At 55.9% G+C, this 25,089-nt stretch carries 23 protein-coding genes; 14 read left to right on the forward strand and 9 right to left on the reverse strand.

What is annotated here, in order from left to right; translation table 11 throughout:
* Nucleotides 1–384: 384 nt before the first annotated feature.
* The 3 genes from KZZ06_RS12540 to KZZ06_RS12550 are packed head-to-tail and all read right to left on the reverse strand — an operon-like array spanning nt 385 to nt 3,523.
* Complete coding sequence (locus KZZ06_RS12540; RefSeq protein ID WP_219580469.1) at nt 385–1,443, reverse strand: cupin domain-containing protein; 1,059 nt, start codon at nt 1,441–1,443, stop codon at nt 385–387.
* The gene (pdxA, locus tag KZZ06_RS12545) at nt 1,443–2,441 is read right to left on the reverse strand and encodes a 4-hydroxythreonine-4-phosphate dehydrogenase PdxA (protein ID WP_219580470.1); all 999 of its coding nucleotides are present in this window, start codon (nt 2,439–2,441) and stop codon (nt 1,443–1,445) included. Before pdxA ends, KZZ06_RS12540 begins: the two co-directional genes overlap by 1 nt.
* Complete coding sequence (locus KZZ06_RS12550) at nt 2,438–3,523, reverse strand: four-carbon acid sugar kinase family protein (RefSeq protein ID WP_219580471.1); 1,086 nt, start codon at nt 3,521–3,523, stop codon at nt 2,438–2,440. The genes pdxA and KZZ06_RS12550 overlap by 4 nt, the downstream gene beginning before the upstream one ends.
* Before the next feature lie 36 nt (nt 3,524–3,559).
* On the opposite strand from KZZ06_RS12550, the gene KZZ06_RS12555 reads away from it, so the two are divergent.
* The 10 genes from KZZ06_RS12555 (at nt 3,560) to KZZ06_RS22525 (ending at nt 11,639) form a co-directional block, all read left to right on the forward strand.
* On the forward strand, nt 3,560–4,435 hold the full coding sequence (locus KZZ06_RS12555; RefSeq protein ID WP_219580472.1) for a LysR family transcriptional regulator: 876 nt from the start codon (nt 3,560–3,562) through the stop codon (nt 4,433–4,435).
* Nucleotides 4,436–4,475: 40 nt separating this feature from the next.
* Nucleotides 4,476–4,718, forward strand: a complete 243-nt coding sequence (locus tag KZZ06_RS12560) for a hypothetical protein (protein WP_219580473.1) — start codon at nt 4,476–4,478, stop codon at nt 4,716–4,718.
* A gap of 80 nt (nt 4,719–4,798) precedes the next feature.
* A complete protein-coding gene (locus KZZ06_RS12565; RefSeq protein WP_257884345.1) occupies nt 4,799–5,104 on the forward strand; it encodes a helix-turn-helix transcriptional regulator in 306 nt (101 codons plus the stop codon).
* Complete coding sequence (locus KZZ06_RS12570) at nt 5,091–6,005, forward strand: alpha/beta fold hydrolase (RefSeq protein WP_219580475.1); 915 nt, start codon at nt 5,091–5,093, stop codon at nt 6,003–6,005. Before KZZ06_RS12565 ends, KZZ06_RS12570 begins: the two co-directional genes overlap by 14 nt.
* A gap of 11 nt (nt 6,006–6,016) precedes the next feature.
* On the forward strand, nt 6,017–6,904 hold the full coding sequence (locus tag KZZ06_RS12575; RefSeq protein ID WP_219580476.1) for a 3-keto-5-aminohexanoate cleavage protein: 888 nt from the start codon (nt 6,017–6,019) through the stop codon (nt 6,902–6,904).
* Complete coding sequence (locus tag KZZ06_RS12580) at nt 6,901–7,656, forward strand: SDR family oxidoreductase (protein WP_219580477.1); 756 nt, start codon at nt 6,901–6,903, stop codon at nt 7,654–7,656. Before KZZ06_RS12575 ends, KZZ06_RS12580 begins: the two co-directional genes overlap by 4 nt.
* Nucleotides 7,657–7,664: 8 nt before the next feature.
* Nucleotides 7,665–8,297, forward strand: a complete 633-nt coding sequence (locus tag KZZ06_RS12585; protein WP_219580478.1) for a VOC family protein — start codon at nt 7,665–7,667, stop codon at nt 8,295–8,297.
* The gene (locus KZZ06_RS12590) at nt 8,294–9,019 is read left to right on the forward strand and encodes an aspartate/glutamate racemase family protein (protein ID WP_219580479.1); all 726 of its coding nucleotides are present in this window, start codon (nt 8,294–8,296) and stop codon (nt 9,017–9,019) included. The genes KZZ06_RS12585 and KZZ06_RS12590 overlap by 4 nt, the downstream gene beginning before the upstream one ends.
* A gap of 376 nt (nt 9,020–9,395) precedes the next feature.
* Entirely contained in the window at nt 9,396–10,673 is a 1,278-nt protein-coding gene (locus KZZ06_RS12595; protein ID WP_257884346.1) for an MFS transporter, read from the forward strand.
* A 201-nt stretch (nt 10,674–10,874) separates the two neighbouring features.
* Complete coding sequence (locus KZZ06_RS22525; RefSeq protein ID WP_257884347.1) at nt 10,875–11,639, forward strand: thermonuclease family protein; 765 nt, start codon at nt 10,875–10,877, stop codon at nt 11,637–11,639.
* 812 nt (nt 11,640–12,451) lie between these two features.
* Here the strand turns inward: KZZ06_RS22525 and KZZ06_RS12605 are convergent.
* From KZZ06_RS12605 to KZZ06_RS12615, 3 genes are all read right to left on the reverse strand, one after another.
* Nucleotides 12,452–13,432 (reverse strand): hypothetical protein, encoded by a 981-nt coding sequence (locus KZZ06_RS12605; protein ID WP_219580480.1) that lies wholly within the window; start codon nt 13,430–13,432, stop codon nt 12,452–12,454.
* Between the two features lie 948 nt (nt 13,433–14,380).
* Entirely contained in the window at nt 14,381–15,493 is a 1,113-nt protein-coding gene (gene aroB, locus KZZ06_RS12610; protein WP_219580481.1) for a 3-dehydroquinate synthase, read from the reverse strand.
* On the reverse strand, nt 15,486–16,082 hold the full coding sequence (locus tag KZZ06_RS12615; protein ID WP_219580482.1) for a shikimate kinase: 597 nt from the start codon (nt 16,080–16,082) through the stop codon (nt 15,486–15,488). Before KZZ06_RS12615 ends, aroB begins: the two co-directional genes overlap by 8 nt.
* A 43-nt stretch (nt 16,083–16,125) precedes the next feature.
* Here KZZ06_RS12615 and KZZ06_RS12620 point away from each other — a divergent pair, with 43 nt between their 5' ends.
* Genes KZZ06_RS12620 through KZZ06_RS12630 form a run of 3 tightly spaced genes read left to right on the forward strand, consistent with a single transcriptional unit; the run spans nt 16,126 to nt 18,844 of the window.
* Nucleotides 16,126–16,311, forward strand: a complete 186-nt coding sequence (locus KZZ06_RS12620) for a hypothetical protein (RefSeq protein ID WP_219580749.1) — start codon at nt 16,126–16,128, stop codon at nt 16,309–16,311.
* A 5-nt stretch (nt 16,312–16,316) separates the two neighbouring features.
* Nucleotides 16,317–17,870, forward strand: a complete 1,554-nt coding sequence (locus tag KZZ06_RS12625) for a hypothetical protein (protein ID WP_219580483.1) — start codon at nt 16,317–16,319, stop codon at nt 17,868–17,870.
* Nucleotides 17,870–18,844, forward strand: a complete 975-nt coding sequence (locus KZZ06_RS12630) for a tyrosine recombinase (RefSeq protein ID WP_219580484.1) — start codon at nt 17,870–17,872, stop codon at nt 18,842–18,844. Before KZZ06_RS12625 ends, KZZ06_RS12630 begins: the two co-directional genes overlap by 1 nt.
* Here KZZ06_RS12630 and KZZ06_RS22665 read toward each other — a convergent pair.
* The gene (locus KZZ06_RS22665) at nt 18,781–19,248 is read right to left on the reverse strand and encodes a metallophosphoesterase (RefSeq protein WP_306664425.1); all 468 of its coding nucleotides are present in this window, start codon (nt 19,246–19,248) and stop codon (nt 18,781–18,783) included. The genes KZZ06_RS12630 and KZZ06_RS22665 overlap by 64 nt on opposite strands.
* Nucleotides 19,249–19,670: 422 nt before the next feature.
* Between KZZ06_RS22665 and KZZ06_RS12640 the strand changes: the two genes are divergently transcribed.
* A complete protein-coding gene (locus KZZ06_RS12640) occupies nt 19,671–20,978 on the forward strand; it encodes an HlyC/CorC family transporter (RefSeq protein WP_219580485.1) in 1,308 nt (435 codons plus the stop codon).
* 126 nt (nt 20,979–21,104) lie between these two features.
* Here the strand turns inward: KZZ06_RS12640 and KZZ06_RS12645 are convergent, their stop codons facing one another.
* On the reverse strand, nt 21,105–23,525 hold the full coding sequence (locus KZZ06_RS12645) for an FAD-dependent oxidoreductase (RefSeq protein ID WP_219580486.1): 2,421 nt from the start codon (nt 23,523–23,525) through the stop codon (nt 21,105–21,107).
* A 135-nt stretch (nt 23,526–23,660) separates the two neighbouring features.
* Entirely contained in the window at nt 23,661–24,989 is a 1,329-nt protein-coding gene (locus KZZ06_RS12650; protein WP_219580487.1) for a DUF2254 domain-containing protein, read from the reverse strand.
* Nucleotides 24,990–25,089: the final 100 nt, after the last annotated feature.

The following is a 25,089-nucleotide window of genomic DNA, read 5'->3' on the forward strand; positions in this document are numbered from 1 at the left end:
GGCTTCTCTTCATCGTCTGTCTCCTTTTGAGAGAACAGGCTAACTCAAAAAACCGGACTTTTCAGGGGAGCACGTCACCTGTCATCGGGCAATATGTCAAAACTACTGAGACCGCTGCCTACGGGCCCATATCGACCAGCTCGAGGCGGAGGTGATCAAGCTGCGTACCTATAGAAATACCTAGGATTGCTAGTGGCGGTATAATAATTATCCAATTATCCACCAAACGAAGCCGGGCCCAAACGCGCTGACCGCATGTGACATCCTGTAAAGGACCGCAATGCGGACAAAACCGACATTGACGGACAATCGCGGAATGTCTGCTTCACCTAAATATTGCGCTCGAATGGATTGCGCAAGTAAGCCCAATGCTCAAACTTTAAATCAGACTGACGCCAGGTTTTCCACTTTGCGGGCATCTTCGGCTGTTCCGGTATTGATGGTTGTCGCGGGTTCCAACAGAACCACTTCACAGGGTTCCGTCAGAGCGACAGGGCAGTGCTCCACCCCGTGCGGGACAACGATAAATTCCCCTTCTTCGACAACTTCTTCACGATCACGAAAGCGCATCAGCAGACGCCCCCGATGGACGAGGAACAATTCGTCTTCGCGTTCGTGGAAGTGCCATGCAAAATTACCCTCGAACTTGGCGAGCTTGATCTGCATGTCGTTCACCTGACCCGCGATACGCGGTGACCACGTTTCCGAGAAACTTGCAAAGGCGGTGTCGAGACCCTTTTTCCCGAAAGGGGACAGGTGGCCATTGAGATTGGCGACATCGCGAACAATGGCAGCGAGTTGAGCTTCTAACGCGGTTCCGTCTGCAGGATACTCACCGTCCAACGCGGCGGTTCCGATGGTAAACCCTGTTGCTCCGGCTTGCCGTACCAATGCGATACGATCCTCATCCGCAATGGACCCCGCGACGATCACAGGCTTGCCAGCCGCTTTGCAGACAGCCGCGATCAAGCCGGGAATATCCGGCAGCGGCGAGCGATAAGCGAGTAGGTCAAGGCCATGCACGCCGTCCCGTGACGCGAGATCGCGTGCGCTGGCGGCTATTTCCTCAACCGACCCTTCTAGAACGCTCGGATGCCCAACGATGCGGCCCGGGAATGGGTAGTATTCGATGCCTGTGCCTTTCAACACGGGCAGAACGTCATCAACGCGCGTCCCGCCAAGCAAAATATTGACCCCAATATCAACAGCGGCTTTGGCAGATACGACTTCGCTGTCTCGATCAAGCGACACCACTTCCAGATACGACGTGGCCCCGCTGGCTTGTATCGTCGCAGCTAGGGCTTTCAGATCATCGACAGGTAAGCCGATATCTTTGAACCCGATATGACGCACACCGAGGGACAGTGCGGTTTCAAGATGTTTGGCGGCATCGTCCACAGTGCGATCGTTGCGGGTGAGCATGAATATAAAGCGTAGACCCATCAGGCGGCTTCCTTCTTTTTGGTGCTCGTCGAGATAAGGCGGCGGGCATAGTCGATTGCGGTGGACAGGCTGGTGGCATCGGCGATGCCTTTGCCTGCGATATCAAAAGCAGTGCCGTGATCTGGCGATGTCCGCACGAAGGGCAGACCAAGCGTGATGTTGACGCCTTTTTCGATGCCGAGATATTTTACGGGAATGAGGCCCTGATCGTGGTATTGTGCCACGACGACATCAAAGCGATCACGCCGCGCCTGCATGAAGACAGTATCACCGGGCCAAGGGCCACTCGCATCGATACCTTCATCGCACGCAGCCTTGATCGCGGGCGCGATAATTTCTATTTCTTCGCGCCCGAATAATCCGCCCTCCCCAGCATGCGGGTTCAGGCCCGCAACGGCTACACGTGGTTTTTTAATCCCAAGTGCGCGACACCCTTTATGGGCCAGTCTGATGGCGGACATCTGTGCTGCATAATCCGCTCGCTCGATTGCATCGCGAAGCGAACAATGGATTGTCACAAGGACAGTACGGACATCTTCATTGGCAAGCATCATTGCGACGCGGTCAGCCCCAGCAAATTCAGCGAGCATTTCCGTATGGCCGGGGAACTTAAGACCGGCGGCAGAAAGCGCTTCCTTATGAATTGGCGCGGTTACCATGCCAGCAGCGCGTCCGTCTTTAGCAAGTTTGATCCCTGCCACAATAGCGTCGAAAGCAGCGTGTCCACTGGCTGGGGAGACTTCGCCAACAGGAAAGGGGCCATCGCCACCTGTCTCTAAGACCTCAATGCAGCCTTTACGACCCGTCGCCTGTTCTATTTCTGTTAATTTCTCAATTTTCAAATCAAGACCAAGGGCCAAAACAGCATCACGCATCACGGCGGATGATCCGGCCACAACGCAAGTACCGGCGTTTCCTTCGTAAAGAGTCTTAACGACAATCTCCGGCCCGATACCGGAAGGGTCACCCATCGTGACAATAAGAGGGGGCTTAATCATGCAGTAAATTCCTTGAATTTAGTGAGGTGCTTGGCGGCATTGGCGAGCGTATCCGCGGTTCCGAACCCGCCCGCCTTCATGCCAAGAATGAGTGGCCGACCACCGTGATCGGATAGTCCAATCGGGAAACCCGCCTCTACTTCACCAATGAGTGTGAAGCAGTGGATGCCAAGGCCATCCAGAATAGCTTCCATTGTGTCGCCGCCGGTTGCGATAACCGAGCCATAGTCCCCAGTTTCCAATGCGCTGATCGCGGCTTGTACCAGTTTATGCAGAGTGCCTGAGCTATCCTGCGTCCGAGCGTTAGGCGCTCGGAGAACCGTAATGCCCAAAACTTTTTCGACTAAATCGCACTGTTCATGGCTTACGGCGTTTGCGCTTCCCACCACGACCAAGGTCTTGCGCGATGTTGTCGGAACCACAGGGGGGCGTTCAGTGGAAATGCGCGCCGCCAAGGCCTGCGCCATCCCTGGCGATCCAACCCAGAGAACGTCGTGCGGATCGGAAATTGCCGCAATCTGAGTATCCAGATCATCTTGTGTTTCTGCATCCAGAAGAAAGACAGAGCGTGCGTCAGAGGGTACAAGATCAGCCAGCACCGAGGTTGTCGCCGGGTGAACCGGATCACGTGCATAGCTACTTTGATCTACTGGCACGCCATTGACCAACTGAATACCGTTACGCGTGGTTCGCCCCGCTTCAGGGAAAGCAGGCGCAAACACCAGTTTTTTCCGGCTGCTCGCTTTGAGGGCAGCGTCAATTTCAGCCCGAACATGACCGCGAAGTGTGGAGTCCACAGTTTTGTACAGTATCTCAACGCTCTTCATCGAAGCCGTGAACCTTTGAGTCACTTCAACGGCTGCCTTTATGCCTAATGATCGGGAATGCGTGTCGATTGCAAAAACATCAGCGTTCGCTGTTGGAAGGCAGGCCCGTCCGACAAGCGCGGACAGCCCCCGACCAACGAAAGGGCCAGCACCGTCAGCGGCGCTGGTCAGATCATCGGCCACGATGCCGACACGGGGAGGAGAACAAATAGTCATATCGGTGATTATGACGATTAAAAAGATTCGGAATAGCAATGGTTTTGCACCATTATTGGTGATAATAGGTCACCAATGAAGCGATCTGATATTCCTTACCTTGACGACTTACGTGCGTTCGAGACAACAGCGCGATGCGGCACTGTTCGCGGCGCAGCCGATGAGCTGTCGCTGACCCATGCGGCAATCAGTCGTCGCATCAACCGGCTCGCAGACATGATCGGAGCGCCGTTATTCGAGCGAAGCGGGCGAGGGTTACGTTTGACGACAGCCGGGGACCGGCTCGCAGAGGTTTGCCGCCGGAGCTTCGATGATTTGTCCCGTACAATCGTCTCAATACGCGAGACACAGGCAACAGATACGGGGGCCATACTGTTGTCCTGCGAACGCTCTGTTGCAATGCGTTGGCTGATACCTCGTCTGAGCGAGTTTCAGGATGCACATCCGAAGATTGCCGTCCATCTTTCGGTAGGTGGTGGACCGGTAGATTCAAAACAGGACCGGGCAACATTGGCTTTGCGGCGTCTGGATTTTGCTATCGATGATGGATGGTCAGTCGTTCCGCTTTTTGAAGAAACCATCGGGCCGGTAATGTCGCCCGATATGCGTTCAAACTTTGAACAAAGCGACTACATCGCTCTCGGGTCGAACACACGGCCAAACGCTTGGGATGATTGGCTTCGCCAACATCCTGACGCACCCCGTCCCCGTGACCGACGTATGTTCGACCATCATTTTTTAATGGTAGAAGCTGCATCCAGTGGACTCGGAGTTGGTCTTGTCCCGCACATTGTCGCGCTGGACGACATCAATCGTGGACGCTTGGTCGCCCCATTCAGTTTCGACCCAGATGGATCAAGGTATGGCGTTTTGCACCCGTCACAGATTCCCTTAAGGGAAAGTGCGGCACTCCTTTTGAATTGGTTGCGAGACATGTCAGGCGAAATTTGAGAGCAATCTTCCAGAGCGAAAATCCTTGAAGCAGCCATTCATGCACGTTGCAGCATCCGGTATTTTGGGCTCCTTGCTGCCGTTCGCTGCGGTTGCACACAAAATCACCGCCAAGTCGGAAGGCGAGAGGCGGCAATGCGGGACTTTGCCGTCGTTCGTTTTTCGCGCTTCGCTGACGCAGCATTTGTTAGCGGTCGCGGCACATGTGCTCTCGCAACGGGGCGAGGTTCGTCAATCCGGTCATTCATTGGCTCTGTTCTGGCTGGAATCGAGGCCGCTGTAAAAACCCGCTTTTCCAACTCTAGGACATCAGCAATAGGAAATATATTGACTCATAGCTTTTTAACTATGTATTTGGCGAATATGACTGATCGCCTTGAACAATCCAAAGCCCTTGCCAGCGCAGCGCGCTTGTCCATTCTTGAATGGCTTACCAAACCCGATACGCATTTCTCGCATCAGGTTACGGGTACGCCCTCCGAAATTGGGGTGTGCGTGACGCTGATCACGGAAAAGCTGGACATGGCGCAGCCCACCGTCAGCCGCCATCTGGAGCTGTTGCGCCGCGCAGGTTTTCTGTCTGTCAACAAGATCGGCCGGTGGTCGTTCTTCCAGCGGGACGAGGCTGCGATCTCCGAGTTCAAGAGGTGGATAAATGACCATCTTTGAACAAGCTGATGAAAAGCTTCTTGCTGGCTTCAAACGTCAAATGATCGACGTCGACGGCCAACCTCTGATGACGCTCACTTCGGGTTCGGGGCCCGCACTCCTTATGCTGCACGGTGATCCGCAAACGCATCTATGCTGGCACCAGATCGCACCCTCTCTCACAGATCGCTTTTCCGTCGTTCTCACGGATATTCGTGGGCGGGGCGAGACCCATAAACCGGCGCATAACTCCCAGCAGAATGCCTACACCAAACGGGCAATGGCCGACGAACAACTCGCCGTCATGCGCGCTTTGGGTCACGAGACTTTCTCGCTTGTCGCACATGATCGCGGTGCCCGCATCGCGCGACGATTGACTTTGGATCATCCCGAAATAGTCACGCGCCTTATCGTCATGGACATTATCCCGGCGCTCGATTTCTATGAGGCATCAAATGCCGAGATCGCGCAGGACTACTTCTACTTTTCTTTCCTGACCCAAGATCACCCTGTCCCGGAACGACTGATCGCTGGCGATGCAGAGTGCTTCCTGCGCCTGATCCTTGAAGGTCTGTCAGACCGTCCTGTGCGATATGAACCATTGGCGATGGAGGCTTACGTGACCGCCAATACCACGCCAGAGGCAATCACTGCCATGTGTGACTGCTTTCGAGCTGGTTTTCATATTGACCAGCACCATGACGCCGAAGACCGGAAATCTGCGCGTCAGATTACATGTCCGACGCTGGTGATGTGGGGAGAGAAAGGCGTCGTTGGCAAGCATTTCGATGTGGAGGGCATCTGGCGCAATTGGTGCGCAAACCCAACCTTCGCGCCGATGCCCAGCGGTCATTTTATCCCCGAGGAAGCACCGGAGGCTGCGCTTGATGCGATTGAACAGTTCTTCGCAAAGACAATTTAGGACAAACCCACATGCCAAAAACCTTCATCACCTGCGCGGTGACGGGAGCCGGTGACGGCTTCAGGCGCAACCCGAATGTTCCCATTACCCCCGAAGATATCGCAAGTTCCGCTCTTTCATCGGCGAAGGCGGGCGCGGCAATCGTTCACCTACATGTTCGCGATCCTGAAACAGGCGAAGGGTCACGTGATGATGACCTTTACGCTCAAGCCGTTGAAATGATCCGCGACAAGGACCGAGAGGTTATCATTAACCTGACGGCAGGTATGGGCGGTGATGCTGTGTTTAGTGCTGAACAGCCTGTCCCATTGCTGGAGGGAACAGACCTTGTTGGACCGTCCGCCCGACTGACCCACGTGGAAAAGCTGCGCCCCGAAATCTGCACGTTGGACTGTGGGTCATACAACGTCGGTGATGGAAATCTCGTCTACATCAGCACCTCTGAATATATTGAAACAGGAGCACAAAAGATACGTGCGATGGGTGTCCGTCCGGAATTGGAAGTTTTTGATCTGGGACATCTGCGCTACGCGCTCAAACTTCTGTCTGCTGGCACATTCGACGCGCCAGCCATGATTCAATTCTGTCTTGGCGTTCCCTACGGCGCTCCGGCCGATACCAGCGCCATGAAGGCGATGGCGGACATGGTGCGCGATCACGATGTCAACTGGTCCGCTTTCGGGGTTGGACGTGATCAGATGCGCATGGTTGCGCAAGCCATCTTACTTGGAGGTAACGTCCGGGTGGGCCTTGAAGACAACCTCTATCTGAGGCGCGGCGTGCCTGCGCGAAATGAAGAGCTGGTTGCGCAAGCTAAAACCGTCATTGAAACACTTGGCAACGAAGTGATGTCTGCGGGTGAAGCGCGGGATTTTCTTGGTTTGGCGGCGACGGAATGACCCCGAAACTGATCATCACAGCCGGGGCAAGTGGTATAGGTCTGGCAATAGCCCGACACTTTACGAAACATGGCGCGTTGGTTGCGATCTGCGATATTGATGAAGGTGCCCTTGAGACGGTCGCAGACGAATTCTGCTTCACTGCCGCTTGCGATGTGACGGATGCCGTAGCCGTTTCGAAAATTGTCGACCAAGCAGTGGACCGGATGGGCGGTTTGACCACAGTCATTGCGAACGCAGGTACAGCAGGCCCGACTGCATTGTTGGAAGACATCGCGCCTCAGGAATGGGCACAGACTATCGCTGTGAACCTCACTGGCCAGTTTACGCTTTGCCGGGCTGCAATCCCTCATCTGAAGCCACAGAAACAGGGCGCTGTGATATTGATGTCTTCCGCCGCCGGGCGATTGGGCCTTCCAATGCGCAGCCCGTATGCGGCGGCGAAATGGGGCGTCATCGGGCTCAAGGAAACCCTTACCATGGAACTGGGACCGCACGGTATCACGGTGAACGCAATCCTGCCTGGTTCGGTGACGGGTCCACGCATGGACGCTGTGCTAGCAGCCAAGGCAGAAGCATTAGGTGTTTCCGTTGAGGCTGCACAAGCCGCTGAGGTTCAGAATACATCCCTTGGACGCATGATCGACCCTGATGAGATTGCAGAACTAGCGTGGTTCCTGGCTTCGCCCGGCGCGCGCTCGATGTCGGGTCAGTCACTCGGTCTTTGCGGAAACTTTGAAACACTCAGATAGGACAGAACATGGCGCAGGAGCCTTCGCTAAAACTTGATCATATCACAGTGGTTGCGCGCACTCTCGATGAGGGAAGCGCGTACATTAAGAACGCTTTAGGCATCGACATGCCTTCAGGTGGAGCGCATCCCCGGATGGGAACCCACAACAAGCTCTTGTCGCTTGGCAGTGATGTGTTCCTGGAGCTGATCGCCATTGATCCTGATGCCGAGGAATCGGGACGGCCCCGCTGGTTCAATCTGGATCGGTTTGACGGCGCACCACGTCTGGGCACGTGGGTGCTGGGCACTGACGACATCGAGAGCGCATTAGCTTCTGCCCATCAAGACAGTGGTGTGGCAACCCAAATCACACGCGGGGACCTTGAATGGTTGATCTCGGTTCCTGACAACGGTGCGATGCCGATGGGGGGAGGCTTTCCAACGCTAATCGAATGGCCGACGGGACCCCATCCAGCTTCGCGTATGACGGACTTAAACTGCCGTCTAAAGAGACTGACCATCGAACATCCGGAAGTAGAGGAGATCGAGCGCCTGATCGGTCATCGTATCGACACCGGTCTGATCAAAATCACCAAAGGCACTGATCTGAAAATCAAAGCCTCCATTCAGACGCCCTCCGGCGAAAGAGAACTTACATGAACGATATCCGACCAATGCGAACCTTAGGCTTGATCGGTGGGATGAGCTGGGAGTCCACAGCCCTTTACTATTCCGGTTTGAACCGTGGTGTGGCGGAAAAGATGGGTGGCCTGCATTCCGCACCCCTGTTGCTGGCCAGCGTCGATTTCCAACAGATCGTGGACTATCAGCTGTCAGATCAATGGGCTCAGGCGGGTCGAGAGCTTTCTGATCTGGCAAAGCGCCTGGAGGATGCCGGAGCCGATGCAATCGCGCTGGCCGTCAACACGATGCATAAGGTGGCTGACCCGATCCGGGATGCGGTCTCGATTCCGTTTCTCGATATTCGCGATGCGTTGGGCGATGCCGTGAAGTCCACGGGTGCCAAAAAGGCCGTGCTCTTGGGAACCAACTATGTTGCACGGGAAGACTATTATTATGGGCAGATTGAGACGAGGTTGTCTGGCGCGATGGAGCTGACACTTCTGCCTCAGGATGAGCAGTCATTTGTGCATGACATCATCTACGGCGAGCTTTCCAAAGGGAACGTCGATCAATATACGAGGCAGCGCATTGCCAAGGCGATCAGCAAAGCTGTGACTGAGAGCGGCGTCGGTGCAGTGGCCCTTGCCTGTACTGAGCTACCGATGCTTGCATTGGAGGAATTGTTGCCTGATCTGCCAATTGCGGATTCAACCACTGCGCACATCGAGGCATGTGTCGATTTCATCGTGAGACGTTAGGCAACACGGGCAGCAGATACTCTACCAATGACCGCACAATCAGCGATTTAGCATGAGCCGTTTGAATTCTGTCGTTCTTTGAACGAATGGCTGCTCTTCACCCCGCGCAACGGCGTTGAGAATTATCTTGTCGTAGCGAACTTCGTGCTGCGAGCGCACGCAGCGAAGAATCGACAAGTCGGCTGTGGGCTCTTTCGACACCTTCGCTGCGCAGATCAGAAGTGGCTGGCTTGGAGGGCAACGACCATTCGCTACGCCCCGTATGAACTGGTAAGATGCGGGACAAACTGAGTTTTCGCCGCAGGTGCGCCAATGTCCAGTGTAGCAAGTATTCCGGCAGTTCACGTTATGGCTAGCACGTAGCGTTGGTGGTAGGTTGCCTTCTAAAGTTTTAATTTGGAATGATGTTGTGGGAAAAACACTGATTTCAACGAACCGCGACTACCGTTTTCTGCTTTCAGCAAGCTCCATGTCCAACCTTGGGGATGGGATCGCGATGGTAGCCCTTCCTTGGCTGGCCACGCTGCTGACAAGTGACCCACTGTTGATTGCCGCAGTGGCAACAGCACAAAGGTTACCTTGGTTATTATTCGCGCTGCCAGCCGGAGTTCTGACTGATCGAGCAGATCGGCGGCTTCTCATGGTGCGGGCAGATATTGTGCGGGTCTTCCTGATGGTTGTTACCGTGTTGATGATCAGCACACAGTCAAACCTACCCGTATTGGAAGGTTCTGCTCCCACGGCAATTCTATCGCTAGTGATGATAGCTTTCTTCTTAGGATCTGCTGAGGTCATCCGTGATAATGCGGCACAGACTATCTTACCTTCGATTGTGGCTCACCCCGACCTGGAGCGTGCAAACGGTCAGATGTGGAGCGCTGAACAAGTAGCAGGGCAGTTCATTGGACCACCACTTGCAGGTGTATTGATCGCTTCCTCCATCGCCTTCCCATTCGGAATTGACGCATCGATCTACGCTCTTTCTGCTGGGCTCGTCTGGATGATTGCTTTGCCGCCGCGCGCGCCCGTTAGCAAATCCAATTTTAGGACCGCCCTGATGGAAGGGTTGAGTTGGATGAAGACGAACCCCGTCATCCTCCGACTGGCGGTGATGTTGGGTGCGATAAATGCGGTCTTCATTGGCGGTATGACAATTTTGGTCTTGTATGCGCAGGAAGTTCTTGAACTGACCGCAACCGAATACGGCCTCCTCCTGACTTTCGGTGCTTTGGGAGGAGTGGTTGGCGGCTTGTGCTCGCCATACGTCGCCGGGTGGCTCGGGATGAGAAAAAGCCTGCTGATCTCGCTCGTTGCGTTCGTCATCGTAAACTTGCTGATCGGTTTATTTGGCTCTGTTTATCTCGTCGCAGTCGCACTCTTCTTTGAAGCGGCAGCAGGCATGCTCTGGAACGTGGTGACTGTCAGCTTCCGCCAACGGTTGATCCCGGATGAGCTACTCGGTCGAGTCAATTCAGTTTATCGCTTTTTCGGTTGGGGCGCTATGCCGTTTGGAGCAATGGGTGCCGGGGCTTTGGTCGCATTTCTGACGCCCACATTGGGTCGGGAGGATGCACTCCACATGCCTTACCTCTTTGCCGCAGGGGTCTGTATTTGGCTTACATTTTACGCGGTCCTACGCCTGCGTTTCGACTAACTGTTTTGAACAGAGACTGTCCATTGCCGACATTCGTCCACCGCGCGGCATCGGATAAAGTGGGCTCAGACCAGTCCTCGGAGGCAGCGCAGCATCCTCACGGCTAAGCCGTAATACCACGCTTTGAACGGCCCATTGCTGCCGTTCGTCAGTCACCTCTGATGCTGCGACGCGGCCCGTCATTCCGGACTTTCGCTGCAGTTGGCCTATCCATTTCAGGGCGAGCGGCAAGCCCGGAAGCACCTAACAAATACAATTTCTTGGCAGATCGGTGATGTTATCGCTTACTTCCTTTGCAAATTATTTGCCCTGAGGGGCACCGCCTCGTACAGTTCAGCCATGTTGAAATTTCTTTTAAGAGCGCTGTTCAAGCCGACCAACCGGCCTAAGGCCAAAGCAAACAGGAAACCTGTTAGACAAACGCTTGCCTATAAGGCAGGTCGCAGCATCACCGCTTCTTCCGAGCAACCAAAAACGCCGCAGTCTGGTGCGCCAGCAAGGGGCGAGGCGTTCGATGCAGCGACCGCTCATTCAGTCACGCTACCGCGCGTTCTGGAAGGGCCAGCTTACGTTACAGACGGTGACACAATTACGATCCAAAAGACCCAAGTGCGCCTTTACGGGATAGACGCGCCGGAAATTCATCACCCCTACGGCAAGAAGGCCAAGTGGGCCATGGTGCGTCTGTGTAAGGGCCATAGTATACGCGCCGAAATCACTGATGAAGACGAATATGGCCGCACAGTTGCAAAGTGCTTCTTGCCCGATGGTCGTGACCTATCGGAAGAACTGGTTAAGCAAGGCCTCGCTATTGACTGGCCAAAGTTCTCAGGTGGTAAATACAGCATTCTTGAGGTCGCAGGCATCCGGAAGAAACTTTGGCTTGCCGACGCACGCCAAAAAGGCCGCATGCATGTTTGGGAAAAGTTTGACGCGCGAAAGAATAGTGAAAGCAAGGAAAAATGAGGAACCGGCCCAGACCTGCCATTTGCCCAGTCTCGATCATGCTGCGGTGCGGCCCGTCAGACCGGACTTTCGCTACAAGTGCAAAATCTGCGATGAGCGAATTTACACTCTGCGGACGAAGCGGGCATTTAAGTCCATAGTTTCAGTGTCGGCTTTCAATCTTGGTGATTGATGGTGTCTTGAGCATCAACGGTACGGCATCTAAATCCCCGAAGCCTCTGTAGAAGAGCATCGTAACCCCCCTTGGCCGGTGTCTTCAGGTGGCGCAGTTCCAATCCGATTGTCACTTCTTAATCAGTGGATCGTTTTTGCAGGCGGATCGGACGATCCACAACGTTACTTGCCGTGCCAATTCCTCCACAGCTTGACTGCAACGTACCCGGCCGCGACTCCAGCTCCTGGCATGGCAAGACGACGGGGCCGAAGACCCTCTTCCGCGTTGCTTTTGTCGCGAATGTCATAGCGCGGATCCATCAGGCGGGTATCGGCAAGGAACTGCCCGATTCAACTTTCGGGCAATGCCACGATGGGCCGCGGCCTTGTGGTGCGTTCAAACGTTCGATTGCCGCGACGAACGAGCCTTCCCGGCTCGGTGTTAAAGCGAAATGCAGAGGCGTCACGCCAAGATGTTCTGACAGCAACTATTCGCGGAAACCGGCGATCAGGTCGGCATGGCCGTGATCGCGACGTCACATTCGGTATCGAACTCCAGTCCCCCGTGCTTGAGCGACAGTCTAGCGCCCCTGTCAATGCGGCGCTGGACACCTTTTTAGCCGCCATTGGCATTGGCTCGCTCGATGCCATGGATGTTTTTATCTTGGAGGGAGTTTCTCAGTACTTTCGGACAAGTCTGGAAACGCAAAGGGGTACCGTTGCACTAGCTGGTTAATCCAGTCTTGAGTGGCACCGTCCGCCTCCGATTTCGTTAAGAGTGGGGCGAACATTTTTGTTGTCGACACGTTGCAAAAGCTTTCTGGGTCGATCAGCAAGCTCTGAAACACTTTGAATATGTCTCCTACGGGTAACGCAGGTGCAGTCATACGATGCAGAGCCAGATTTTCTGTTGGAGAAATATGAAGGACACGCACACGACTGGCATCATTTTCCTGTGCTTTTTCCATTTGCCAAGCCAGCATCTGCTGTCGCAGCATTTGATAGACCGGTTCGTGAAAGAAATCTTCGATTTCAAGTCCACAATCGCCTCGAATGGGGCCATCCGGTGCAAAAGCTCTGTCCTCGTAGCGACCGCGACGAACGTGATTTCGATCTGACCATGATTGTTGTGTCGCCCCGTAACTCTCGGTATATTTCCATTCGATCAAAACGGTCTCGATCTTCCCGCCTGCCTTAAAGCGGACTATCGCATCGGCATTTGTTGCGTTGGCACCGCGCCTTGGATCCTTCCCGCTAGATTCCCCAAGATAGTCCTTTAATCCCGGCCATTCGAATCCGACGAAAAGCGGCGTGCCGTCCTCTGTCGACTCGACCGGCAACATCTCTTCTATTGGCTCGCCAAGCGCCGACGCGATACAGTTGGCCAAAAGGTGTGGTCTAATAGCTAAGGGCATCAGAAAGTTCAGGCAGGCCACTTGCGATGATAAAGCATGATTGGAGTGGAGGTGCCAAACAACATTTTTGTCCTGGAAGTATTCAATCGACAGATCCCGCGATGCATCTAAAAAATTAAGTGACCGCGACTTCAATTGGTACCCCGATGGCAACATGTCTTCTGCCCGAAATTGCCGATTCCATTTGGCTTTCATTCGAACTTTTTCAGAATTTGCGAAGTTCATGAGTTTTCCAATTTTGTAAAATTATTGATTGTAGCATATACGGTCTGTCCGCAATTAACATAGTGTAACCATTTCCTCTGTCTCGTTGATCTCGCGGCTAAAAAATTGGTTCAAATACTGCCATTTCTCAATGGGTGTCTATAGTTACGTCTCGGACACGACCTCGACATCATCCCGAAGTCCAGCGATGTTATCCGAGCATCGCTGCCTTGATGTATACTGCAGCGAGCGCAATTGCGGATTTAGTTCTGTGAACGACCGCTGTTCCCAGACTAAATCTTGATCTGTGCAGGTGCAGCGAAAGTCCGGAAACCGCCCGTTCGTGAGGGCATTTCATCGTACATTAATTCATAACAGGCAGAATTATCGGTTAGACGTGGGAAGCACATCTGAGCAATGTTGAAATTGAACAAGATAGGCTTAGAAATACAGGGTGCCAATTTTCACTTAAAAAAAATCGGCGAGGAAAACCTCGCCGACTTCAACGTTCACGGCCATCGGGATCCCTCCCTGTACCGTAAAATATTGTTACCAGTTTGCTGTAAGTTTTTCAAATTCAAACTTACCTTTTCGGCTACTTCAATGTTCTTCAAATATCCTGGGGGAGGTACCGGGGGCAAAGCCCCTAATCTCCCCTCGATTTGACGAGCCCTAGTCAAAAATCAATCTTTTATCAAAATTATGTTGTTTTTTAATCCAAAGAAGTTAACGTAAACACCATACGTTTCAACTACTTAATTAGCTTGACCAAGCAGAACTCATTACGTTTTTGTTCCCATAACCCTTCTAATTAACGCGCTTTTCTGCGGCGGTTCAGAATGTCTGACGTCGCAGAGGGCTGTCTAACATAGACGATATTATCCAAGTTTAAGCGCCGTCATCTCGTCATGACGGCGCTTTCTTTTTTAACATTATAGATTGATCGCAGGCCGACGACCCGCCTGCCGCTTACCGTTGGGCCAGCGCATCGGCCAGCACTTGCCGGACCGTTTCGCGGGGCACATCCCCGGTCACGAACGCGTCGCCAATGCTGCGCGCAAGAATAAAGCGCAGTTCGCCGCGCACGACCTTTTTGTCCTGGCCCATCAGATCCAACAGCGCGTTGGCATCAGGTAAATCGCCCTCGATGTCGCGCAGGTCGGTCTTCATCCCCATCGTTTTCAGATGTGCCCGCACCCGGCTTGGGTCCTCTTGGGAACACAGTCCCAGACGCGCGGACAGCTCGAATGCCAAGGCGCATCCGATGGCCACGCCCTCGCCGTGCAACAAGCGGCTCGAATATTGCGTTGCGGCTTCTAATGCGTGGCCGAATGTGTGGCCAAGGTTCAGCAGTGCACGTTCGCCCTGCTCCGTCTCGTCGCGCATCACAATGTCGGCCTTCATCTGAACCGACCGGCGCACAGCCTCGATCCGCGCGGCCATATTTCCTGCGGCCAGTGCCGGACCTTGAATTTCAAGCCAGTCAAAGAAAGCCGCGTCGCCCAGCATGCCATATTTCACGACCTCGCCATAACCCGCCAAGAAATCGCGGGGCTCAAGCGTGGCAAGCGTATCGGTATCGGCCAAAACAAACGTGGGCTGGTGAAATGCGCCAATAAGGTTCTTGCCCTGCGCCGTGTTGATCCCGGTTTTACCGCCAACCGAACTGTCGACCTGCGCAAGCAGCGATGTCGGTATTTGCACAAATCGAACGCCGCGGCGCAAAATCGCGGCGGCAAAGCCCACCAGATCGCCAATAACGCCGCCGCCCAAAGCGACCACGACGTCATTGCGTTCGACCTTTTGGTCCAGCAACCAATCCACGCAATGGGTCAGTTGCGCCCAGCATTTTGTCGCCTCACCGGGGGGCAGACTAAGGGATTCTAGCGTAATGCCATCTGCGGCCAATCCGGCGCGCAGACTGTCCAGATGCAACGCGGCAACCGTTTCGTCGCTGATCACCACAACCCGCGGGCGCGGCAGAAACGGCGCAATATATTTGCCCGCCTCGGCCAAAAGGCCCGGCCCGATCTGGATATCATATTCACGGCCCGGCAGGCCCACATGTACAGTTTTACGCATCGGTTCTCTCAAGTACGTCAGGGCGCGACAACAATGTCTCGATCACCCGGTTCGCCATCTTATCAATCGACAGGTTCGGCTTGGAAGTCGTTGAAAGATTGGCAAGTTTATAGATTGGAACCCGCACGTGGAACAGTTCTTCCAGAGTTTTGCGCGGGTTACTGGTGCGCAGCAAGGGCCGCGAATTTCTATGTCTCACACGGTTCCAGATCAGGTCGATATCGGCCTCCAGCCACACGGAAACCCCTTTGGCTGAAATAATATCACGGTTGGCCGCCGCCAGAAACGCGCCCCCGCCGGTCGACAGGATACCGGGCTCTTCGTCCAGTAGCCGGGCAATGACCTCGGCTTCCCGCTTGCGAAAAAACGGCTCGCCGTCACGTTCGAATATTTCGGGCACCGTCAGATTTGCGGCGGTCTCGATCTCGTGATCGCTGTCCAGAAACGGCACGCCCAGCTTGACCGCCAGCGCGCGCCCCACAGCGGTTTTTCCAGCCCCCATCATCCCGACCAATACGACCGATTTTTTCAGGTGGTACCGGGGCAGTTTTGGGGCCAGATCGGCTGGGGTTTGCTCAAATTCATTCATTTGTCTTTGAATGACGTGATCTTAGCGAAAAGGCCATATATACTTGTCCAAAATGTTCGAAAGAAAGCAGGCGGTATTTATGGGCAAACTTATTAAGTTTTTGATTTTTATTATTCTTTTTGGATTCTTAAGCCTTGCAGTTTATGCATACCTTGGGCCGTTTTTCGGTGCCGACTTTGCACCGGATCAGGTCGAAGTCCGCGAAGCTGTGCAATTGCCAGCGCAGTGACACCAATGACCCGGCAAATTTTGATGTTTTGCCTATTATGCTGGCCCGCCGTTACCATGGCGCAAGCACCGTCAGCCGATACAGGGCCCTTGTCGGTGATCGACTGGCTGGGCGAGCAACCGAAAACCGATCCGCGCGCGCCCAAACGCCCCCTAGCCCCGGCCGAGGCACCCGTGTCCCGATCGGCGCTGCCGCCAGCGGTGACCGTGACCGCCTTGGGCGAAGGCAGCCCGCGCGCGATTGGCCTTGTGCCAGCCGATGTGACCGGTTTGCCGCAGGATTTATGGGCGGGCAGCACCGTCAACGAGATTACCGACCGGCTTGACCATATGCCCGATCTGCATTTGCCAGCGGCGCGGGCGCTATTCTACCGGCTTTTGCTGGCCGAAGCGACGGCCCCCGAAGGCCGCGCAGCCGAGGGTGACGCGCTGGCTCTCGCCCGTGTGAAAGCCTTGATTGACAATGGTGCCGTCGACCCCGCGTTGTCGTTGATTGAACAGGCCGGGGTTGCCACATCGCCGGATCATTTTGCCTTGTGGATGCAGGTCAGCCTTTTGGTCGGCACCGAGGATCGCGCCTGCGGATTGTTATCGCAAAAGCCGTACCTGACCAGCGACTATAGCGTGCGCATTTTTTGCGCGGCGCGGGCGGGCAATTGGGATACCGCGGCATTGACCCTTGGGTCGGCGCAGGCGTTGGAACTGCTGCCCCCCGAACGGCTTGCCCTGCTGGACCGTTTTTTGAACCCTGACCTGTTCGAAGGCGAAGCCCGCCTGCCCACGCCACGCGTGATGGACGCCATGGGGTTTCGCCTATTCGAAGCCATCGGCGAGCGGCCCCAGACACGATCCTTGCCACCGGCGTTTTCCGTGGTTGACCTGCGCGATGTCGCAGGATGGAAGGCGCAGCTAGAGGCGGCAGAGCGGCTGACCCGTCTCGGTGCCCTGCCCGACAACCGGTTTTTGGGGATATATTCAGACCGTGAACCCGCCGCATCCGGTGGCATCTGGGACCGCGTCGAGGCGCTGCAACGGTTTGACACAGCCCTAAGCACAGGCAGCGCCGAGGCCGTTACCAAAACCTTGCGCCCCGCGTGGCACGCCATGCAAGAGGCCGAGCTTGAAGTAAGTTTCGCCGCAATATTTGCAGACGCGTTACAAGCCATCCCGCTTGAGGGTGTCGCCGCGAATTTGCGTGACCGGATTTCACTATTGTCGCCGATTTATGAAACGGTCGCCGCGGTCGATAACCCGACCCCGGAGCGTGCCTTTCTGGCCGCCATCGCGATGGGTGTCGCGCCAAAATCCGTCCCGGATATGCGTCAGGCCGATGCCATCGCCAGCGCCTTTACATCGCCATCACCGCGGGCGAATTTGATCACGGGTGCCCAAAACGGAAAACTGGGCATGTCGATCCTGGCCAGCATCGCGCTGCTTGAAGAAGGTGCAAACGGCGATACAGCAGCCTTGCGAGATGCGCTGTCGACCCTGCGTGCCTTGGGTCTGGAAGACATCGCAAGGCGCGCGGCGCTGCAAGTACTGCTGCTGGAGCGCAGCTGATGCAGAGCGCGACATTCCATTGGATTTCCACCTTTCTCGAGGCCCAAGCCGCCGAACTGGGTGCCGCGACGAACACATTGTTGGCCTATGGCCGCGACCTCAAGGATTTTGACAGTTTTTTAGCCCGCCGAAACCTTGATTTTAGCACTGCCACCCGCACGGATGTCGAAAATTATCTGGTGTGGTGCGACGCGCAGGGGCTTGCCAAATCGACCCGTGCACGCAGGTTGTCGGCAGTCAAACAGATCTACCGCTTTGCATTCGAGGAAGGGCTGCGTACCGACAATCCGGCGATCCAGATCACCGGCCCCGGTCAGGAAAAACGACTGCCCAAAGTGTTGACCGAAGACGAAGTAGACCGCCTGTTAGATGCCGCCCGAAACTCTGGCCGCAACGTGCAGGATCAGCTGCGCAACACCTGCCTGATGGAGCTGTTATACGCCACTGGCATGCGGGTAAGCGAGCTGGTCAGCCTGCCGATCAGTGCGACCCGTGGCGATCCACGCTTGTTGTTGATCATGGGCAAAGGTGGCAAGGAACGGCTGGTTCCGCTATCGCCACCTGCCCGTCAGGCATTGGCCGAATGGCTGGTCGAGCGTGATAAAATCGACGCTGCCGCCCACGAGAAAAAGCAACCTGCCTCGCGGTTTTTATTCCCCTCGCGCGGGGTGTCCGGCTATCTGACGCGGCACCGGTTTTATCTGATGATCAAGGAATTTTCGGTCGCCGCTGGTGTTGATCCGTCCAAGGTGACACCGCACACCTTGCGCCATGCCTTTGCGACGCATCTTTTGGCCAATGGCGCCGATTTGCGGTCGATCCAGACGATGCTGGGCCATGCCGATGTCGCCACGACCGAGATTTACACCCATGTCCTTGAGGCGCGCCTGTCCGAACTGGTGTTGGAAAATCACCCGCTGGCCAAGGCCGATCGCCGCAAATCCGGCGGCAATACATCCTCGGACGGCCAGTAACCGCTGCGCAAGGCCGTGTGATAGCCTTGGGTCAGGCCCGCCTGCTCCATCGCGTGAACGGCCCCGGCCACGTCATAGTCCAGCGTGTGAAACGTCACCTGCCCCTGATCAAGCACTGCAAACCGCGTCTGTTGTCCGCCGTCATGGGGCGGCATCCCGATCACGCCCGCGTTGATCCACGGCCCCTTGGCGCAGTCGCGGGCAAACGGTATCCCGCTATGGCCTGCAATGATCCCGTCCACCGGCCCAATCGCGGCCTCGACGGCCTCCCATTCTTCCTCGAAAACATGGGGCCCAGAGGTTGGCCAAATGAACCGCGCAATATCTGTGACACCCCCATGGACCACACCAAAACGTTGGCCACCGTGGGTAAAGCTGATGATATCGGGCGCTTCCCCATCCATTCGCGCTGGCTTTGGCTGACCTGCGCGTTGGCAACATTGTACCAGCCAGCCGACAGCAGATCACAGGTGGTCCCGGTATCAAACCCGCAGCCACAATCCAACGCATTCGCCGCCAGCTGTTTCTCGCAATTTCCGGCCACCAAGGCGACGCCTGCCTGCCGAACCGCATCACTCGTGGCCGAGGGATCCCCGCAATAGGCCACCACATCACCGGTACAGATCATCCGGCCCGCAGAAATGCCCAGGCACTGCGCCGCGCCAGCCAGTGCCTCAAACGCATGAAAGTTTGAATAAGGACCACCAAACAGCAAAACAGGCCCCTCTAACGCGCCTAAATCTTGATGTTTCACAATGCTCTTCCCTTGAATGAAACCGCCTGCGCGCCCATAACGTATCATCAACCGCAAAAGGTATATTCGCAAATGGACACGGCCCCCGCAATGCTCGACAGCGCTTTCTGGATCAGCATCGGTATCATTCTGTTTCTTCTGATCCTCTCGGGGTTCTTCTCTGGTTCTGAAACGGCACTGACAGCGGCGTCGCGCGGCAAGCTGCGTGCCCAAGCTGACAAGGGCTCAAAGGGCGCGCAGCGTGCGCTTGTGATCACCGAAGACAACGAACGGCTGATCGGCTCTGTCCTGCTGGGCAACAATCTCGTGAACATTCTTGCAGCCTCGCTCGCGACGGCGCTTTTCACGCGGTTGTTTGGCGAATCCGGGGTGGCATTGGCGACATTGGTGATGACCCTTCTGGTTCTGATCTTTGCCGAGGTGCTGCCAAAAACCTATGCGATCACCAACGCCGAACGGGCCGCTGGTCTGGTATCGCGCCCGATCTCTATTGTGGTTCTCATCTTTAGCCCGATGGTTAGCGCTGTCCGCTTTCTGGTGCGCGGAATGCTGCGCCTGTTTGGCGTTACAATCGACCCCGACAGCAACATCCTTGCCGTCCGCGAGGAAATCGCCGGTGCCTTGCAACTTGGCCATTCCGAAGGTGTCGTCGAAAAAGAAGACCGCGACCGTATTTTGGGTGCATTGGACCTGCGTGAACGCGTCGTAGAAGAGGTCATGCTCCATCGCTCGGGCATCGAAATGATCGATGCGCGCCTCGAACCGGAAAAGATTCTCGAGCAGTGCCTGGAATCCAATCACACCCGCCTGCCCGTCTACCGCGATGATCCTGAAAACATCGTGGGCGTCATCCACGCCAAAGACCTGCTGCGCGCCATGTACAAGCGTATCACCGACGCTCAAGACGATGCCGAACCGTTCAAGGATTTCAACATCGCGGACGTGGCGATGAAGCCTTACTTCGTGCCCGAAACCTCTACCCTGGACGAACAGATGCGCCAGTTCCTGCGCCGCCGCACCCATTTTGCCTTGGTGGTGGATGAATATGGCTCCCTGCAGGGGCTTATCACCCTTGAAGACATCCTCGAAGAAATCGTCGGCGAAATCACCGATGAATTCGACGCCGAGGCAGACATGGGCGTGACCAAAGCCGAAGACGGCCAGTATTTCGTCGATGGTGCCATGACGATACGCGACATCAACCGCGCGACCGACTGGAACCTGCCCGATGACGAGGCCAACACAGTCGCCGGTCTGGTGATCCACGAGGCACAAATGATCCCGACCCCCGGTCAGGTCTTCGTGTTCCACGGCTTCCGCTTCGAGGTCACAGCCCGCGACGGCAACCGCATCACCCAATTCAAAATCCGCCCCCTCTAAGCCCCTTCTCTGGCTTAAAAATATCCCGGGGGTCTTGGGGGCTGGCCCCCAATCTTTAATTGTAATGGGCTTGCCCTCAATCTGGCGACGGGTTTACCCGTCGCAATACCTCACGCTAAAGACAACCTAACCGCGCAATCGGGCACCCGCGGGATCAAACGGCGCTTGGTCCAGCACGACCGCGCCATGGGGCACGCCCAGTACCATCACATGGACCCGCTCGCCCGCCTTCACGTTTTTCACAAACCCAAGCGCCAGCGATTGCCCAACGCAATAGCCATAGGCCCCCGACGTCACACGCCCGACCCCCACACCATCCTTGAATATCGGCTCCCCACCCGTTGCATCGGCCTGTGACGCATCGGTTGCATCAGCATCCAGCGCCAAGACCACCAACCGTTCGCGGGCGGGCTTTTGCAGGACCTCCAGCAGCGCAGGTTTGTTCAAAAACTCTTTGTCCAACTTGCACAACCGATCCAGACCAACCTCTTGGGGCCAATATTCAGGGCTGTATTCGCGACCCCACGATCCGTAGCCCTTTTCGATCCGCAACGACATCAGCGCACGCGACCCGACCGGGCCTGCACCAACATCTCGCCCGGCCTCGATCAACGCCTGATACAGCGCCAGTTGATCGGCGGCATCACAATGCAGTTCCCAGCCCAGATCGCCTGTGAATGACACACGCAGCGCCAACACACGAACGCCTTCAACATCCATCCATTGCGACCGCATGAAGGGGAAATCTGCTGTTGCCAGCGATACATTCGTCAGCCGTTGCAGAATCTCGCGCGATTTGGGACCCGCGACGTTAAACCCGCACATCGCGACGGTCCGGCTCTCGAACACGGTGCCTTGGGGCAGCGGCACCGCGTTACAGAACCGCTGATGATAGCGTTCGGCCATGCCCGACCCGATGATCCAGAATTCGTCCTCGGCCAAACGGGTCACGGTGAAATCACCAGCGATACCGCCGCGCACCCCGATCAGCGGCGTCAGACAGGACCGCCCCACAGCCGTTGGCATCCGATTGGCGAAAACGCTGTTCAGCCAGCTTTCCGCATCCGGCCCCCTACAGCGATATTTTGCAAAATTCGAGATGTCGATGATACCCGCCTTATCGCGCAGCATCCGGCATTCCTCGCCTACAGGCCCCCACCAGTTTTGGCGCGTGAACCCGTCGGTGTCTTGGGTGCCGGGAGTGTCGGCGAACCACAAGGGGTGTTCCCAGCCGTAGTTCAGCCCGAACACGGCACCCAGCTGTTTTTGCACCCCGTAGACCGGACGCGTACGTACCGGACGGCCCGCAGCGCGTTCCTCGTTCGGGAAATGGATCTTGAAGCGGTTGGCGTATTGATCGCCCACCCGCGCCTTGGTGAATGCCGCATCTGCCCAATCGCCAAACCGCGCCACATCCCATGCGAACATATCATAGCGGGATTCGCCCGTGACGATCCAATCTGCCGCCAGCAGGCCCATGCCACCGGATTGCGAAAACCCCGGAATGATCCCGTTGCAGCAGAAATAGTTACGCAATTCGGGCACCGGCCCGAACAGCACATTGGCATCGGGCGACCAGATCATCGGCCCGTTGATCACCCGTTTGATCCCGGCGGTGCCGACGGCAGGTACGCGGTCGATGGCGCGCATCATATTGGGTTCGATCCGTTCCAGATCATCTGCGAACAGTTCGTGGCCAAATCCTTGCGGTGTGCCATCTTCTGCCCAGAACCGCAGGTCTTTTTCATAGGCCCCGACCAGCAAGCCTTTGCCTTCTTGGCGCAGGTAATATTCGCCGTCGCGGTCGGCAACCGATGGCAAACGGCGATCAAGGCCGGCGATCTCGGGGATCGTCTCAGTCACGAAATACTGGTGTTCGGTTGGTTGCAGCGGCAGGGTTAGCCCCGCCATCGCCGCCACTTCGCGGCCCCACAGCCCTGCGGCGTTCACGATCCATTGTGTTGCGATATCGCCCTTTTCCGTGCGGACAATCCAAGTGCCGTCTGGCTGTTGTTCGGTCCCGGTGACGGGGCAAAAGCGGATGATTTCAGCCCCGTTTTGCCGCGCGCCCGTGGCATAGGCATTGGTGACACCCGACGGGTCCACATTGCCGCCTGACGCTTCGAACATGATGCAACGGATACCATCGAAATTTACCAGCGGATGCAGGCGTTCGGCCTCGTCGCGGGTGACTTCGTGGAAATTCAGGCCATAGTATTTCGCCTTGGCCGCTTGCAACCGCAGTTGATGTTCGCGGGCTTCGGTCTGGGCCAGATACAGGCTGCCGGGTTGAAAGACGCCGCAAGACTGACCGGTTTCGGCCTCAAGCGCATTATACAGGTCCATCGTATAGTTCTGGATGCGGGTGATGTTGTTGTTGTCGTGCAGCCCGTGAATATTCGCAGCGGCATGCCAAGTGCTGCCCGATGTCAGCTCTGACCGTTCCAGCAAGACGACATCAGTCCACCCCAGTTTGGTCAGGTGATACAGGATCGAGCAGCCGATAACGCCGCCCCCGATGACAACTGCCGATGCGTGGCTGCGCATGATCTCAATCCCACTCTGCTGTTCCGTTCCATTCAGAGTGAACCGCGCGACGTGGCTTTGGTTGCCCAAAACCGACAAAACCCGTCGTCATCAAGACAGCTGCCAAGATAGGGTCAAGGAGAGCTGGCCGGTCGCCTAGTCGCTCTGCCCGGTGTCCAGTTCGGCGGTAACGTGTTCGCGCACGTCTTTGGCGGCGCTTTTTAGCAATTGATCACGGTCGGGGACAAAATCAATCACGGACAAAGCGCGAAACAGATGTCGTTCTGCGGCGGCGCGGGCCGCTTTTCGCAACCCGTCATCGGGGTGGCGCATCAATCCGGCCAATGTAGATTGCAAACATTGTTGCACTTCGACCACGGTCACGCCATCGCGCGCCAAGGCACCGAATGCGTCTTGTATCAGATCCCCCGGATCAATCGGTTCGACAAAAATACTGTCTAGGACTTCGTCGCGGTCGCGGCCGACTTCATCCTCGTAATCCGTCAGAATACGCCCGATCCGGTGGATCACATCAATCGCCGTGCCTGGATCATTCACCCCTGGCGACAGCGCTTTCGAGGCGACCTCCCCCATCACGATCAAACCAAAGCGCGGGTCTTGGTCAAAAGTGCGGACATCGCCCAAGACAATGGTCATTTGGATACCCTGACGCAGGCTTTCATCATTATATTCGTCATCCACGGCATCGCCCACGTGGTCGATCTGAACCAAGGGTTCGTTCACGAACACAAAGCTCCCGATATTGCGCACCATATAGATGTGGACACCGTGATTTTTCGCGATCTCGTCCAGCGCTTCGGGATAGATATGCTGGATATAACCGCTTTCGGCCGCGCGAATAACTTCTGCGCTGTCAGGGATGGGATCGACCAGCGGATTGGCCCCAAGGCAGGGGTTCGCGAGCCGATCCCGAAACATCTGGCTGGTTTCGGCTTCGACCTGACGGGATGTGTCGATCAGGCTGCCAAAGCTTTGCAAATGCAGCACCCAGCGGATCAGATAGAACACGATCAGCACCAAAACCAAGACGGTCGTGATGAATAGCACAAAGGCGCTTTTGTCGTCGAACACGCCCAATTCACGCATGATAATCGCGATCAACGCATAGACATAGGCACCGATGAACACCGCCAGTGTGTTTTGCGTGGTATGATCCTGAATGATCAATCGGTGCACGCGCGGGGTCCATTGGGTGGACGTACTGCGATAGACTGACACCATGACGCTGAGCGAAAAGGTGGTGACCGCCAGCATGGCGTTGGCGATGATCGACAGCAACCGGTCTGCCGCAGCACCCGTTAGCGTCGTGGCCAGTTCCTCGGGGATCCAATGCTCGATCACCGAACTCAGCCCCACAGCAACCACAGCAAGCAGCCCCATGATCACCACCCGCACCGATAGTTGCCTGCTGAAATAGCCGGCTTTGCGGATCAGGGTGGACGGGTTCAGCATGTCAATATTCATAGCATCCATATCTAATGCGGCATGATCCCTTGTCCAGCGATGCTTTGCCCGGCTGATGGGGCGTGCATGGTCAAAACCCGACATGATCTGTCGCTGAGCA

It is taken from the genome of Sulfitobacter sp. CW3 (genome assembly GCF_019392245.1).
Taxonomy (GTDB): domain Bacteria; phylum Pseudomonadota; class Alphaproteobacteria; order Rhodobacterales; family Rhodobacteraceae; genus Sulfitobacter.